Genomic DNA, 13,854 nt, shown 5'->3' with positions numbered 1-13,854 from the left:
TATTTCAATTTAAGACCTCTAAAACGTACTAATAATTATTTTACTCGACTTTATGGTGTTAAAAAAAAACAGATATTAGGGTTTGGATAAGTGCTAATATTAAATCTACCATATGCGTTAGTCCTTTAAAATTTATAAATCTTGAGCGTTTGCTATAAGTTCTGCGATATCCATTACTTCAACTTCTGTCTCTTTGTTTTTAGCTTTAACACCGTCAGTCATCATTGTATTACAAAACGGACAACCCGCAGCAATAATATCTGGCTTAACTTCTATCGCTTGCTCTGTACGCTCTACGTTTACTTCTTTATCGCCTTTTTCGGCTTCTTTAAACATTTGAGCTCCACCAGCACCACAACAAAGTCCTTTGCTTTTACAGTTTTTCATTTCGACTAATTCAGCTTCTAACTTCCGAATTAAATCGCGAGGTGCTTCGTACACATTGTTTGCACGCCCTAAATAACATGGATCATGAAATGTAATACGCTTACCTTTATATTGTCCGCCTTCAATCGTTAATTTACCTTCATCTAATAAAGATTTTAAAAACTGAGTGTGATGCATAACTTCGTAATTACCACCTAATTCAGGATATTCATTTTTGATGGTATTAAAGCAGTGCGGACATGCTGTTACGATTTTTTTGACTTCGTAAGCATTTAAAACTTCGATATTAGTAACCGCTTGCATTTGGAATAAAAACTCGTTTCCTGCACGTTTCGCTGGGTCTCCGGTACAACTTTCTTCTGTACCTAAAACTGCAAAATCGACATTCGCTTTGTTTAATAATTTTACAAATGCTTTGGTTATTTTTTTTGCTCTATCATCAAAACTTCCGGCACATCCAACCCAAAATAAAACATCAGGTTGCTTTCCTTGAGCCGTATATTCTGCCATGGTAGGCACTTTAAGTATTTCGCTCATTTCTCTATTTTGATTTATTGTATTTATAAATTTTAAGCATATTAAAACCTATTCGTCTTTCCAATTTAAACGATCCATCTGGTTGTAAGGCCAAGGTGCACCATTATTTTCTATGTTTGTCATCATGTTATTTAATTCTATAGGAGCAGCAGACTGTTCCATTACTAAATAACGTCTCATATCTATAATTATCGATAACGGGTCTATACTAACCGGACACGCTTCTACACATGCATTACAAGATGTACAAGCCCAAAGTTCTTCGTTAGTAATATAATCGCCTAATAATTGTTTTCCGTCGTCGTTAAAGACACCATTATTGGCATCTATATTTTTACCAACTTCTTCTAAACGATCTCTTGTATCCATCATAATTTTACGAGGAGACAGTTTTTTTCCTGTTTGATTTGCTGGGCATTCGCTAGTACAACGTCCGCATTCGGTACAGGTGTAAGCGTTTAATAATTGTACCCAATTTAAATCTTGAACATCGCTAGCTCCAAACTTTACAACTTCTTCTTCTCCGGATTCATCTTCTGCAGGTGCAGCAAATGGATCGGCATCAGGATCCATCATCATCATAACTTCTTTTGTTACGGCTTCAAGATTGTCTAGTTGTCCTTTAGGTTTTACTTTCCCATAATAAGTGTTTGGAAAAGCTAACAGGATATGTAAATGTTTAGAAAAGTATAAATAATTCAAGAAAATTAGAATACCAGTGATATGAAGCCACCACGCTCCTCTTTCAACAATGTGCAATGTGCCTTCTGAAAGATTACTGAATAGAGGTGCTATAAACTGACTGATAACATTTCCGCTATTCATAGCTTGAAAATGAATGTCGGTTGCATTCATGACTAAAAATAAAGTCATTAATATCATTTCGAAATACAAAATGATATTTCCATCACTTTTTGGCCAACCTTTCATTTCCGATTTCCAGAAACGTTTCAGTTTAATAATGTTTCTACGTATCCAGAATATGGTTACTGCAACAAAAACTAATAGCGCTAAAACCTCGAAAGATCCAATTAATACGCCGTAAAAACTCCCCATTGTAGAAAATATTCGGTGCGTACCGAAAAGACCATCAATAATAATTTCTAAGACTTCAATATTTATTATTACAAATCCTACATATACAATAACGTGTAAAAAACCAGCTATTGGTCGGCGTACCATTTTACTTTGCCCTAAAGCAATCATAGCCATGTTTTTCCAACGTTTAGATGTATTATCGCTTACATCGACATCTCGACCAAGTTTAATGTTTCGGACTAATTTCTTTACATTTATTGCGAAGAAACCTATTCCTGCAATTAATAGTATCGCAAATAATATGTTAGGAATTATGCTCATATATTAGTTAGTTGTTGGTGCCTTAACGTCTACATCTATACCGTTATCACTAGCTTGATTTTCTTCGACATCAAAATCATTTGGTTTTTTTCCGAATACAGAAAAATGAATATAACGCTTTGGATTTAATTTCATGTCCTGAAGCAATTGTTCTAACTGTAGCGTTGCTCCTTCTAAATTAGTATATAATTTATCGTCAGTCATTAATTTACCTAAGGACCCTTGTCCATTATTTACATCAGCCAAAATACCATTAAAGGTTCCTAGCGTTTGTTCGAAATTATTTACAACACCAGAAATATTGGTCGCTGCCAAAGAATCTGAAAGTTTAGAAATATTTGCAGAGGCATTACTAAAATTAGATAAGGTTGTATTTATGTTATCTTCATTAGTTTTAATAATACCGTTTAGACTATTAGATGTTGTTTTGAAAGACAATATTGTTTGATCCAAAGATGTAATGGCATTTTTAAGATTTGTTCTTGTCTCTTCATCGAAAATACTATTTACGTTTAGAAGCAACGAATCTGCATTGTTAGTTAAAGATTCTATCTTTTCCTGTAAAGGTGCAAGTTTCTCACCAAGTAAATCTGTTAAGCCAGATTTTTTAGAAGCTGTTAAGTAATCTTTATCTTTTGCAAGTTCTGCATTATCTAAAGCAGGTACAATTGATATTGCTTTACCGCCAATTAAACTTGTATCGTATAATTCGGCTTTACTGTTTTTAGAAAATGGATATTCGTTATCTATAAAAAGAGTAACCAATAGTTTTGCATCCTCTTGTAGTGTTATTTCTTTAACATTTCCTACTCGTAAACCACTAATGGTAACAGGTGTAGATGGGGTTAAACCTTCAACATTATCGTAAACCACATAAAATGTTCGCGAAGACGAGAATAAATTTACACCATTCAAAAAATTAATTCCGAATATTAAAAATATAATTCCAACTATAACAAGGATAGCAGTTTTGACTTCTTTTGATATCTTCAAAGTATTGATTTTAGTTTATGAACAAAATTAGAAATAATTAAATTATAATACACCTAATTTGATGTAGTTTTTAGCACATCCTCCAAAAGTACTTGCTCTCCGTTGTTAAATGCAACGATAAAACTTGTATTGAATCCTTTTGATTTAGCCTGTGTTAACATCGATTTTATTTCAGAATAATCTGACGAACTTCCGTAATAATATTTGTAAAGATTACCTACTTGATCTCTAGATATGGGACTTAAACCGCTAAAATTAAAAGGTTTTGTTTCTAATTTCTTAGCACCGGCAGCAATCTGAACTTTAAATTCGACATCGCTATATGTTTCAATTGTTTTCTTTTCTAAACCAATTTGTTGCTTTCTTGGCGTACCAATATTTTCACCAACATTTAAATCTAAAGATGTTTTGTATTCTAATATTGCATCTTCAATAGCTGTAGAAATTTCGTGTTGCCCTTTTTTTGAGTTTAAATAATGACCTTCTTCATTATTAGTTATAAAACCTGTTTCAATAAGTACACTTGGCATATATGTATTATGCATAACCCATAAACTTGCTTGTTTAACACCTCTACTTTTACGTTTTAGTTTATTCGCAAAATTGCTTTCTATCATTCCTGCAAGTAAAATACTATAATCTATATAATCTTCCTGCATTAAAGTTAACCCGATTAAAGACTCAGGAGCATTAGGATTAAACCCGTCGTAATGTGTTTCGTAGTCGTCCTCTAGAAGGATTACTTCGTTTTCTAGTTTTGCAACATCAAAATTTCGTTTTGTATTCGCTACTCCAACAACATAAGTTTCTGTTCCTGAAGCCTGAGTATTGTGAGCATTACAATGAATAGACACAAATAAATCGGCATCTGCTTCATTTGCAATTTTAGCACGACCTCTTAAAGTTACAAAAACATCGGTTTTTCTTGTGTATATTACTTTAATGTCGGGGTTCTTTTCCAACTCTGCTCCTACTTGTAAAACAATTTTTAGAGCAACTTCTTTTTCTGTAAACCCATATTTTGTTGGTTTTCCAGGATCATGACCACCATGTCCAGCATCTAAAACCACTACAAATTTACTAGAAATGAGAGGTTTATCACTAGTGAATGATGTGAGTAAAATTATTGATATAAAGGATAAGAAAAATAATATAGATTTCGTTTTCATATAGAGTATAACACTTAAGGCATCTGTTTATTATTAAATTTAAGTGAATATTAATCAATCACAAAAAAATATATGTAATTTTGGGACTTTAAAACACTAAATCAGACTTTACAAAAATACATTTAAAAGCATTGCGTACAAACTACTTTCAAATACTTTTAGCTTTAAGTTTTACAGTGCTTATAAACACGACTGTCTTTTCTCAAGACCTGACAACACCTGTTAAAGTCGTAAAGCCAACCATTGATTACTTTCCCGTATATAGTCCTACTATTAGTACAGATAGTTTAGCGGTTAAACAAATTACTGGAATGACTCAAGACACTGTTATGCTTGATAGTGTAAAACTTAAAAAAGAATTTATAAGTGATGTTGTAAAATATCATGCTAAAGATCATTCTTCTTTTAATCGCCTAGAGCAAAAATTATACTTGTATAATGAAGCAGAAGTCGATTATCAGGATATGAATATTAAAGCTGGAGTTATCGTTATTGATTACAGTAAAAATGAAGTTTATGCTGGTCGAATAAAAGATACATCTGGTGTTTTGGTTCAGAAACCCGTATTTACACAAGGTGAAAGTGTTATCGAACCCGATTCTATTCGTTATAATTTTGATACACAAAAAGCATTAATTTTTAATTCGAAAACCGAACAGAGCGGATTTAATATTATCGCACCTATAGTAAAAAAGGAAAATGATTCTGTGATTTTTATGGCTAACGCACGGTTTACAACGTCCGAGAACCTAGATAATCCTGAATATTATTTTAAGGCAAGTAAAATTAAATTTGTCCCAGGTAAAAAAATAGTTGTAGGACCTACAAATATGGTAATTGCTAATGTACCTACGCCTATTGCTGTTCCTTTTGGTTTTTTTCCATTAACAGATAAACAGACCTCAGGTATTATAATCCCAACTTTTGGAGAGGATAGTACTAGAGGGTATTTCCTTCAAAACTTTGGGTATTATTTTGCCGTTAACGATTATGTAGATTTATCTCTTTACGCCGATTATTATACCAACGGGAGTTATGGATTTAGGGCAGAAAGTAGTTATGCTTTAAGATATAAGTTTAGTGGAAGCACGGCGTTTAGGTATGAAAGTTTAATAAATAGTGAAAAAGGATTTCCCGACTATTCCAAGTCAACAGTTTATAATATTCGTTGGTCGCATAGTCAGGATGCAAAATCGAATCCCAACTCACAATTTTCAGCTTCTGTTAACTTAGGTAGTAGTTCTTATTATCAGCAATCTGTAAATCAAATAAATACAGGTAATTTCTTAAACAATACCTTATCATCTTCTGTATCCTATTCAAAATCATTCACAGGAGATCCTCAAGTCAATTTAAGTGTTACTGCTACGCATTCGCAAAACACACAAACCGAACAAATAAACATGACACTTCCAACGTTTCAAGCTAGTGTTGGAAGAATGTATCCATTTGCCCCAAAAACGGGTACAAAAAAAGGAATTATTGATAATGTAAATTTACAGTATTCTGTACGTGCAGAAAACCAAATAGAGACAAATGATTCTTTGTTTTTTAAAGCGCAAATGTTTGACGATGCTCGGAGTGGTGTACAACATACTATTCCTTTAAGTACCAATTTTAAAGTGTTTAAATATTTTAGTATAAGTGCAGGAACAAGTTTTCAAGAAAACTGGACATTAAAAACAATAAACAGGTATTACGATCAAGATTTAGAGGAAGAAATTACGACTGAGGTAAATGGATTTGATTCCTATAGAACATATAATTTTAATACCAGTTTAGGAACTACAATTTATGGTATGTTCGATTTCAAAAAAGAAGGTAAAGACCCAAAAATACAGGCAATTAGACACGTAATGAGGCCATCTTTAAGTTATAATATAAATCCCTCATTCGATCAATATTATGATACATACGATGTAATTTCTGCAGATGGAACTACACAAGATGTATATTCCAGATTCGAAGAGTCTATATTTGGTGCGCCTAATCAAAACTTTTCATCTGCTGTAGGGATATCATTAGGTAACAATTTTGAAGCCAAAATTAGAGAAAATGATAGTACCGCAACCGAAGCTAAAAAAGTTATGTTGCTTAATAGCTTAAACTTTTCAACACAATATAACTTTGCTGGAGATTCTTTACAGTGGAGTCCTCTTAGAATAAGCGGTGGTACTCAAATTTTAGATAATAAAATGAATATCAATTTTGGTGCAACATTAGATCCGTATGCATTAGACAATAACAACCAAAAAGTTGATGTTTATAATATTAATAATAACGGTAGTTTATTTAGATTAACTAGTGCGAACATGACGTTAAGTTATTCGTTATCTAATAAATTGTTTAATGGTAAAGCTGAAGAAGAAGAGGAAGCACCAGGAATTCAAGAAAACCTTCGTGGAGGTGGTCGAGATGATGATTTGTTTGGAATATCTCAAGATTTTTCTAACGACAGTTTCTTTACTGACGAAGAAGAAGATGATGACGATGAGAAAAAAGAAGACAACGAGTTTTTTAAATTTAAAATACCCTGGACATTAAACCTAGCATATGCTGTAAATTATATTAATACTACTCGACAAAACGAAATCTCCTCGCAATCGTTAATGTTCTCTGGAGATTTAGAACTTTCGCCGCGTTGGAATGTTGGAGTATCATCGGGGTACGATTTTAAGAACATGGGATTCACTTATACTCAGCTGCGTTTAGAACGTGATTTAGAAAGTTGGAGAATGAATTTTAGTTGGGTACCTTTTAGCACACAAAAATCTTGGTATTTCTTTATAGGAATTAAATCGAGTATTTTAAGCGATCTTAAATACGATAAACGTTTACAACCAGATCAACAACTCTAAAATTATAGATATGAAAACAATTATTACAACCCCTAATGCTCCTGCTCCTATTGGCCCATATAATCAAGCGGTTTTAAAAAATGGAATGTTATATGCTTCAGGTCAAATTGCTATTAATCCAGCAACTAGTGAATTGGTTTTAGATGATATTAAAACGGAAACAAAACAAGTCATGGAAAACATAAAAGCGATATTAAAAGCCGCAGATATGACGTTTGAAGACATTATTAAAACATCTATCTTTATTAGCGATATGCACAACTTCGCCCAAATAAACGAAGTATACGGTCAGTATTTTGATGAAGCAACTGCTCCTGCAAGAGAAACTGTAGAAGTCGCTAATTTACCTAAATTTGTAAATGTTGAAATTAGTTTTTTAGCTTCAAAATAGAACAAATACATTTTTAAGATATAAGCCCGATTTTAATTAACATTGTTAGTTAAATTCGGGCTATTTTTTTGAAATCAATTTTCCTATGCAAAACTTAAAATGTACTTTTATATTGTAACTTAAACTCCTATGCTATGCGTATTGAAAATAAAATAAAATTAGGCTTTAAAGATGTTATGATTCGTCCAAAACGATCTACATTAAAAAGTCGATCACAGGTGAGTTTAGATCGCGAATTCACGTTTTTACACAGTCAGACTACATGGACAGGAGTACCAATTATGGCAGCAAACATGGATACTGTTGGAACATTTCCACTGGCATTAGCTCTAGCTAAGCAGAATTTATTTACAGCCATTCAAAAACATTATAGTTTAGAAGAATGGGATCAGTTTATGTCTGAAGCTCCAAAACATATCGAGAATCATATAGCAGTAAGTACCGGAACAGGTTCGAAAGATGGTAAAAAATTAAAAGTGATTTTTGAAAAACATCCGCAACTTCGCTTTATCTGTATTGATGTCGCTAATGGCTATTCTGAACATTTTGTAAAATTTGTAGAACAAACACGAGCACAATTCCCTGATAAAGTTATTATTGCTGGTAATGTGGTTACTGGTGAAATGGTAGAAGAATTATTACTCTCTGGTGCCGATATTATTAAAGTTGGTATTGGTCCTGGTTCTGTATGTACTACTCGTGTAAAAATAGGTGTTGGTTATCCGCAATTATCAGCCATTATAGAATGTGCAGATGCAGCCCATGGTTTAGGCGGACAAATAATTAGTGATGGTGGTTGTGCTGTTCCTGGCGATGTATCTAAAGCTTTTGGTGCTGGAGCAGATTTTGTAATGCTTGGTGGTATGCTTGCCGGTCACGAAGAAAGTGGCGGTGAATTAATCGAACGAGATGGTATACAATACAAACAATTTTATGGTATGAGTAGTGAAACTGCCATGGATAAATATGTTGGTGGAGTTGCCGAATATAGAGCTAGTGAAGGGAAAACGGTAGAAGTGCCCTTTAAAGGTCCTGTAGACCATACATTGAACGATATACTAGGCGGAATAAGAAGCACGTGTACTTATGTTGGTGCACAGCGTTTAAAAGAGCTAACAAAGCGTACCACATTTATAAGAGTTGCTGAACAAGAAAATCAAGTCTATACTAAATAACTTCAAGATAACTTTAAGAAAGTAATATATTTCTAATTGCAGACATTTTCCTATAAACAAAAATTCTCGAGTTTAGTGACTCGAGAATTTTTGTTTTACAACTGAAATATTTTATTTCTAATATTCAACAATTTTATTAACTACCAATTCACTAGAAGATTCACCTTCTTCTAATTTATATTGAATTTGTTTTATTTTTCCTGTGGGAGAATTGTTTTCGTATATAGGAAAACGCTGTATAAAAGTCCCTTCAACCATCGCAAATTCATCACGTCCTTGATATCCTTTATTAGTTTCTTCGTTATCTGAAACTTTTGAAATATTAATTCTACTCATCGATTTTCCATTATTTACTGAAAAACCAAGAACTTTTCCATGAGCATCTACTCCCGATTTTGTATAAATTAACAATTCTGGAAAGGTGTCATAATTTAAATCATCTACTTCTACATTAGTAATTTCACCATTTATAGGATATTGTTCTGCTTTATCAATTTCTAATCCTCTAGGTGTTACGGTCACCACTCCTCCACTTTCTTCAATACTAAAGAAAATATCATTATAAATTAACGATTTAGAATATCCCGTTTTATCTATTTGTTTTTTATCTAATTCACCATCTATTTTAGAATAAGTTCCAGCAAAATTTGCACCTCCAGAACAGAAAAATGCTAATTTATCATTTTCAGATTCCGGATTTGTAGTAATCACTACAGAGCCCGGTTTAAATATAAATAAGATGTTAACACCATTTTCAAATACGTTCAAGGTGTTTTTATCACTAACATTTCCTATAGCATCAAAAGTACAAGTTCCTTTCTTTTTATCTCCTCTAGATCTCACGGATACTGTGGCTTTAAAATCGTCGATAGGTTTAACAATTACGGCAACCCAATCGGTACCATCATCTTTATTGCTATAATCGGCATTAACATAATTACCATAATTAGAACTATTTAATTTAGCAACTTCAACCTCTTTTTTAGCTTCAAATTCGGTCGTTTTTAAATAACCTTTAGCAATAGTCTCCTCGTCTTTACTCCAAGTAAATTCACTCCCTTTAGTCCATAATACATAACCGTTCTCACTTTCGTATTGTACACCTACACCACTTTTAACGCGTTTTAAAGTATATTCTTTATTGTCCTTGGAGTCGTGCACAGTAATTTCGCCATTATCGCTTCCAGGGTTTGCGATAACTACAAATTCATGTTTGTTATCGTTAGATAAAAAAATAGTTGAAGAACTCATGTCTACAAATTCTTGAGCGATTACACTACTTTTTTTATCCTGATTACAGGATACTAAGCTGAGTGTAATAATTAAAGTACTGGTAATGAAATGAAGCTTATTGAAACATATCATAGTTTACTTTTTTAGGAAAGTTGAAGTATTAAATTTAAATAAAAATAAAGGACATAGCGCTAAAATTTTTCAAAAAAATATGAATTCTGAAAGAATAAGCACTTTCTGTTAGAATTATATATATTGAAATAATTACGGCTTTAACTCTTGTAAAGTTCTGTTTTAGCTAAGTTATCAAGGCGATAAGCGTTCTTTTTTCCAATCGTAATCGTCTTGAAGTTTATAACGTATGCGATCGTGTAATCTGTTTGGTCTGCCTTGCCAAAACTCCAATTCTACAGGTCTAACTATAAATCCGCCCCAATAATCTGGTCTTGGAATTTCTTTACCTTCGAAAGAATCTTCTAAAGTTTTTAAATTAGAATCTAAAAACTCGCGACTTTCTACAACTTCACTTTGATGTGATACAATTGCACCCAGTTGACTTCCTCTTGGACGAGATTCGAAATAGCCATCGCTCAGGTTTTCAGGAATTTTTTCAGCCTTACCTTTTATAATTATCTGACGTTCGGCTTTAGGCCAAAAAAATGATAAACACACATTTGGATTGGCTTGAATAGCCTTCCCCTTTTCACTGTCGTAATTAGTATAAAAAATAAAACCTTCGTAAGTATATCGCTTTAAAAGTACGACTCTACTTTTTGGAAATCCATCTAATCCAAGCGTAGAAACGGTCATGGCATTAGTTTCATCTTCCAAAAAATGCTGGTCGACTTCTAAAAACCAACTTCTAAATAATTCTAACGGATTTTCGGGAGTGTCTTCTGCGAGAAGTTCTCGCTTTTCGTAAGACTTTCTATAATTACTTAAATCTTGTTCTTCCATAGTTTAAAATAATTACAGATTATATTTGAAATACTTTTCCTGCTTCTGCAAGTTCTACGGGTTCGTATATTTCTTGAGCTTCAGTTTTAAATTCATTTAAATCGTCGTAACGTGTAGAAAAATGACCCAAAATAAGCTGTTTTGCTTGCGCTTGTTTTGCAATACTTGCGGCCTGTTTTGCTGTGCAATGCTTCGTTGGCAAAGCATTTTTCTCGTGTTTTTCTAAAAATGTGGATTCATGATACAACAAATCAACATCTTTAATAATAGGCACTATGGATTCATTATAAACCGTATCGCTACAAAAGGCATAGCTTTTTGGTGCTGTAGGTGCGTTGGTTACGTTTTCATTTTTAATTAAAATACCATTTTCATTTAAAACATCGGCACCTTGTTTTAATTTTCTATAATAGGCAACATCAATATCATCGTTTAAAATCGCATTCATATCAAGTTTACGCTCACCTTCTTTTTCTTTAAATAAAAATCCGTTGGTATATACACGATGTTTTAAAGGAATGGTATACACTTCTACAGTATCATCTTCAAAAATCAATTCAGATTCTTTCGAAGATAATTCGTGAAAAATGAGGTTAAAATTAGTCCACGATCCTCCTAATTTCATTTGAAGCGTAATAACTTCTTGTAATCCTTTTGGCCCATAAATATGTAAATCGGTTTCGCGAGTTAATAATCTAAAGGTTGATACCAATCCGATAAGACCAAAATAATGATCGCCATGAAGATGGGATATAAAAATATGCTTAATACGATTAAATTTAACCTTGTATTTTCTAAGTTGAACCTGTGTACCTTCCCCACAATCGATTAGAAAGACATGATTTTTAATTTCTAAAATCTGAGCCGTTTGATGAGCAGAAATACGAGGGGTTGCACTGTGACAACCTAGAATAGTTAATTCCATAAATTAAAATCCTAAATCGCGTTCCATGTCTTCCATTTCAATAATGTCGTAAGCTTCCTTTAAAGTTGGTACTACAATAATTTCGTCTAGAGTTTCATCTAGTTTAATTTTATTGGTAACAATTATAAAAGAATGTTTTGCTTTTCTATGAGTATTTGAAAGTTGAAGAAATTCGATAATGTTAGCTAACGTTAGTGTGTTTAAAGACGATAGATTTACAATAATATTATCGTTTTTAAATTTTGAATACGAGGCTTCAATTTTTTTCACTAATTCAATTGGAGTCGCATTTTCTTGAGTAACTATAGTGGTGTTACCTTCTGTATTTAAAATCATAATTACTGTTTTATTTTTGAAGCTAATAAATATATTACAGCCATCCTAATGGCAACACCATTTTGTACTTGATCTAAAATAATGGCTTGCTTAGAATCTGCAACATCACTCGTAATTTCTACACCCCGATTTATAGGTCCTGGATGCATAATAATGATCTCTTTATTTAAACTTTCTAAAAGCTCTTTATTGACTCCAAATTGTTGTGTGTATTCTCTTGTTGATGGAAAATAGCTAATATCCATACGTTCGTTCTGAACGCGAAGCATGTTTGCGACATCACACCATTCTAGAGCTTTACGTAAATCTGTTTCGACTTTTACACCTAACTTATCTATATATTTCGGAATTAATGTTTTTGGACCGCAAACCATAACTTTTGCACCTTGAAGTTGTAAGGCATATATATTTGAGAGAGCTACTCTACTATGAAGAATATCTCCAACTATAACAACTTTTTTTCCTTTAACTTCCCCCAAACGCTCGCGTATAGAATACGAATCTAATAAGGCTTGTGTAGGATGTTCGTGGGCACCGTCTCCAGCATTTACAATACTTGCTTTAACATGTTTTGAGAGAAACACCCCTGCTCCTGGATTGGGATGACGCATCACTACCATATCTACTTTCATAGATAAAATGTTATTTACAGTATCGATTAAAGTCTCCCCTTTTTTAACAGATGATTGTGCTGCAGAGAAATTTATAACATCTGCAGATAATCGTTTTTCTGCTAATTCGAAAGATAATTTCGTTCGTGTAGAATTCTCGAAAAAGAGATTGGCAATAGTAATATCACGAAGTGAAGGCACTTTTTTAATGGGCCTATTGATAACTTCTTTAAAATGATCGGCAGTTTCAAAAATTAATTGAATATCCTCTTTTTTGAGATATTTAATACCTAGTAAGTGATTTACACTTAATTCGCTCATCTTAGTCTAATTATTAATTAAGTACACAGCATCCTCCTCACCTTGTTCCTGCCATTGTACTATTACTTTTTCCTTGTTTATTGAATCTACTTGTCGGCCACGATAATTGGGCTGAATAGGTAAATGTCTGCTAAAACGTCTGTCTATTAACGTTAATAGTTCTATCTCTTCTGGTCTTCCAAAAGATTGAATTGCAGTAAGTGCGGCACGAATACTTCGCCCGGTATATAAAACGTCGTCTATAAAAACTACATTTTTATTTTCTACTACAAAATTTATTTCGGTGGTATTGGCTTCTAGAGGTTTGTCACTTCTTCTAAAATCATCGCGATAAAAGGTAATATCTAAAAGGCCTATTTTAAGATCTTTAATCTTATAGTCGTCCTCTAGAATCTTGGCTAACCGTTTTGCTAAAAACTTCCCACGGGGTTGTAATCCTATTAAAACGGTATTTGAGAAATCGTTATGTTTTTCAATAAGTTGACAAGCCAATCGATGAAGAATGATGTTTACCTCTGTTGCATTAAGTAACACTTTTTGACTCATATTGTTTCCAAACGTATTTGGTAAACAAAGGTAATGTAAAATTTTAATAATACGGA

Annotated in this window: 13 protein-coding genes; 3 read left to right on the top strand and 10 right to left on the bottom strand. The window is 32.8% G+C overall.

Features of this window, described 5'->3' with window-relative positions; all coding sequences use genetic code 11:
• Positions 1-132: 132 nt before the first annotated feature.
• From R6X41_RS07435 to R6X41_RS07420, 4 genes are read right to left on the bottom strand one after another with little or no spacing between them, the layout of a single operon-like run.
• On the bottom strand, positions 133-924 hold the full coding sequence (locus R6X41_RS07435; protein ID WP_318498899.1) for a (Fe-S)-binding protein: 792 nt from the start codon (positions 922-924) through the stop codon (positions 133-135).
• A gap of 48 nt (positions 925-972) precedes the next feature.
• Positions 973-2,283 (bottom strand): (Fe-S)-binding protein, encoded by a 1,311-nt coding sequence (locus tag R6X41_RS07430; protein WP_318498897.1) that lies wholly within the window; start codon positions 2,281-2,283, stop codon positions 973-975.
• A gap of 3 nt (positions 2,284-2,286) precedes the next feature.
• Positions 2,287-3,276, bottom strand: a complete 990-nt coding sequence (locus R6X41_RS07425; RefSeq protein ID WP_318498895.1) for an MlaD family protein — start codon at positions 3,274-3,276, stop codon at positions 2,287-2,289.
• Between the two features lie 53 nt (positions 3,277-3,329).
• Positions 3,330-4,445 carry an N-acetylmuramoyl-L-alanine amidase family protein gene (locus tag R6X41_RS07420; protein WP_318498893.1) on the bottom strand — a complete coding sequence of 372 codons (1,116 nt, stop codon included), beginning with the start codon at positions 4,443-4,445 and terminating at the stop codon, positions 3,330-3,332.
• Between the two features lie 131 nt (positions 4,446-4,576).
• Here R6X41_RS07420 and R6X41_RS07415 point away from each other — a divergent pair, with 131 nt between their 5' ends.
• The 3 genes from R6X41_RS07415 (at position 4,577) to R6X41_RS07405 (ending at position 8,869) form a co-directional block, all read left to right on the top strand.
• A complete protein-coding gene (locus R6X41_RS07415; protein WP_318498892.1) occupies positions 4,577-7,303 on the top strand; it encodes a putative LPS assembly protein LptD in 2,727 nt (908 codons plus the stop codon).
• A gap of 10 nt (positions 7,304-7,313) precedes the next feature.
• On the top strand, positions 7,314-7,694 hold the full coding sequence (locus tag R6X41_RS07410) for a Rid family detoxifying hydrolase (RefSeq protein WP_318498890.1): 381 nt from the start codon (positions 7,314-7,316) through the stop codon (positions 7,692-7,694).
• A 134-nt stretch (positions 7,695-7,828) separates the two neighbouring features.
• Entirely contained in the window at positions 7,829-8,869 is a 1,041-nt protein-coding gene (locus R6X41_RS07405; protein WP_318498888.1) for a GMP reductase, read from the top strand.
• A gap of 117 nt (positions 8,870-8,986) precedes the next feature.
• Here R6X41_RS07405 and R6X41_RS07400 read toward each other — a convergent pair whose 3' ends face one another.
• From R6X41_RS07400 to pyrR, 6 genes are all read right to left on the bottom strand, one after another.
• Positions 8,987-10,234, bottom strand: a complete 1,248-nt coding sequence (locus R6X41_RS07400) for an MliC family protein (protein WP_318498886.1) — start codon at positions 10,232-10,234, stop codon at positions 8,987-8,989.
• A 174-nt stretch (positions 10,235-10,408) separates the two neighbouring features.
• Positions 10,409-11,059 carry a pyridoxamine 5'-phosphate oxidase gene (gene pdxH / locus R6X41_RS07395; protein WP_318498884.1) on the bottom strand — a complete coding sequence of 217 codons (651 nt, stop codon included), beginning with the start codon at positions 11,057-11,059 and terminating at the stop codon, positions 10,409-10,411.
• Between the two features lie 19 nt (positions 11,060-11,078).
• Entirely contained in the window at positions 11,079-11,984 is a 906-nt protein-coding gene (locus R6X41_RS07390) for a ribonuclease Z (protein ID WP_318498882.1), read from the bottom strand.
• 3 nt (positions 11,985-11,987) lie between these two features.
• Complete coding sequence (locus R6X41_RS07385; protein ID WP_318498880.1) at positions 11,988-12,320, bottom strand: ribonuclease Z; 333 nt, start codon at positions 12,318-12,320, stop codon at positions 11,988-11,990.
• Between the two features lie 2 nt (positions 12,321-12,322).
• Positions 12,323-13,252, bottom strand: coding sequence for an aspartate carbamoyltransferase catalytic subunit (locus R6X41_RS07380; protein WP_318498878.1), 930 nt, complete (start codon positions 13,250-13,252; stop codon positions 12,323-12,325).
• 6 nt (positions 13,253-13,258) lie between these two features.
• Positions 13,259-13,798, bottom strand: a complete 540-nt coding sequence (gene pyrR, locus R6X41_RS07375) for a bifunctional pyr operon transcriptional regulator/uracil phosphoribosyltransferase PyrR (RefSeq protein WP_318498876.1) — start codon at positions 13,796-13,798, stop codon at positions 13,259-13,261.
• Positions 13,799-13,854 lie beyond the last annotated feature (56 nt).

Origin of the sequence: Formosa sejongensis (assembly GCF_033447105.1) — a bacterium.
In the GTDB taxonomy this organism is placed as follows: domain Bacteria; phylum Bacteroidota; class Bacteroidia; order Flavobacteriales; family Flavobacteriaceae; genus Formosa.
This window is presented reverse-complemented; position numbering and strand designations above follow the sequence as displayed.

Bases quoted from the DNA above. Each gene is read 5' to 3' on its own strand.
- R6X41_RS07435 (WP_318498899.1), bottom strand. From the start codon at position 924: ATGAGCGAAATACTTAAAGTGCCTACCATGGCAGAATATACGGCTCAA.
- R6X41_RS07430 (WP_318498897.1), bottom strand. From the start codon at position 2,283: ATGAGCATAATTCCTAACATATTATTTGCGATACTATTAATTGCAGGA.
- R6X41_RS07420 (WP_318498893.1), bottom strand. From the start codon at position 4,445: ATGAAAACGAAATCTATATTATTTTTCTTATCCTTTATATCAATAATT.
- R6X41_RS07410 (WP_318498890.1), top strand. From the start codon at position 7,314: ATGAAAACAATTATTACAACCCCTAATGCTCCTGCTCCTATTGGCCCA.
- R6X41_RS07405 (WP_318498888.1), top strand. From the start codon at position 7,829: ATGCGTATTGAAAATAAAATAAAATTAGGCTTTAAAGATGTTATGATT.
- R6X41_RS07400 (WP_318498886.1), bottom strand. From the start codon at position 10,234: ATGATATGTTTCAATAAGCTTCATTTCATTACCAGTACTTTAATTATT.
- pdxH (WP_318498884.1), bottom strand. From the start codon at position 11,059: ATGGAAGAACAAGATTTAAGTAATTATAGAAAGTCTTACGAAAAGCGA.
- R6X41_RS07390 (WP_318498882.1), bottom strand. From the start codon at position 11,984: ATGGAATTAACTATTCTAGGTTGTCACAGTGCAACCCCTCGTATTTCT.
- R6X41_RS07385 (WP_318498880.1), bottom strand. From the start codon at position 12,320: ATGATTTTAAATACAGAAGGTAACACCACTATAGTTACTCAAGAAAAT.
- R6X41_RS07380 (WP_318498878.1), bottom strand. From the start codon at position 13,252: ATGAGCGAATTAAGTGTAAATCACTTACTAGGTATTAAATATCTCAAA.
- pyrR (WP_318498876.1), bottom strand. From the start codon at position 13,798: ATGAGTCAAAAAGTGTTACTTAATGCAACAGAGGTAAACATCATTCTT.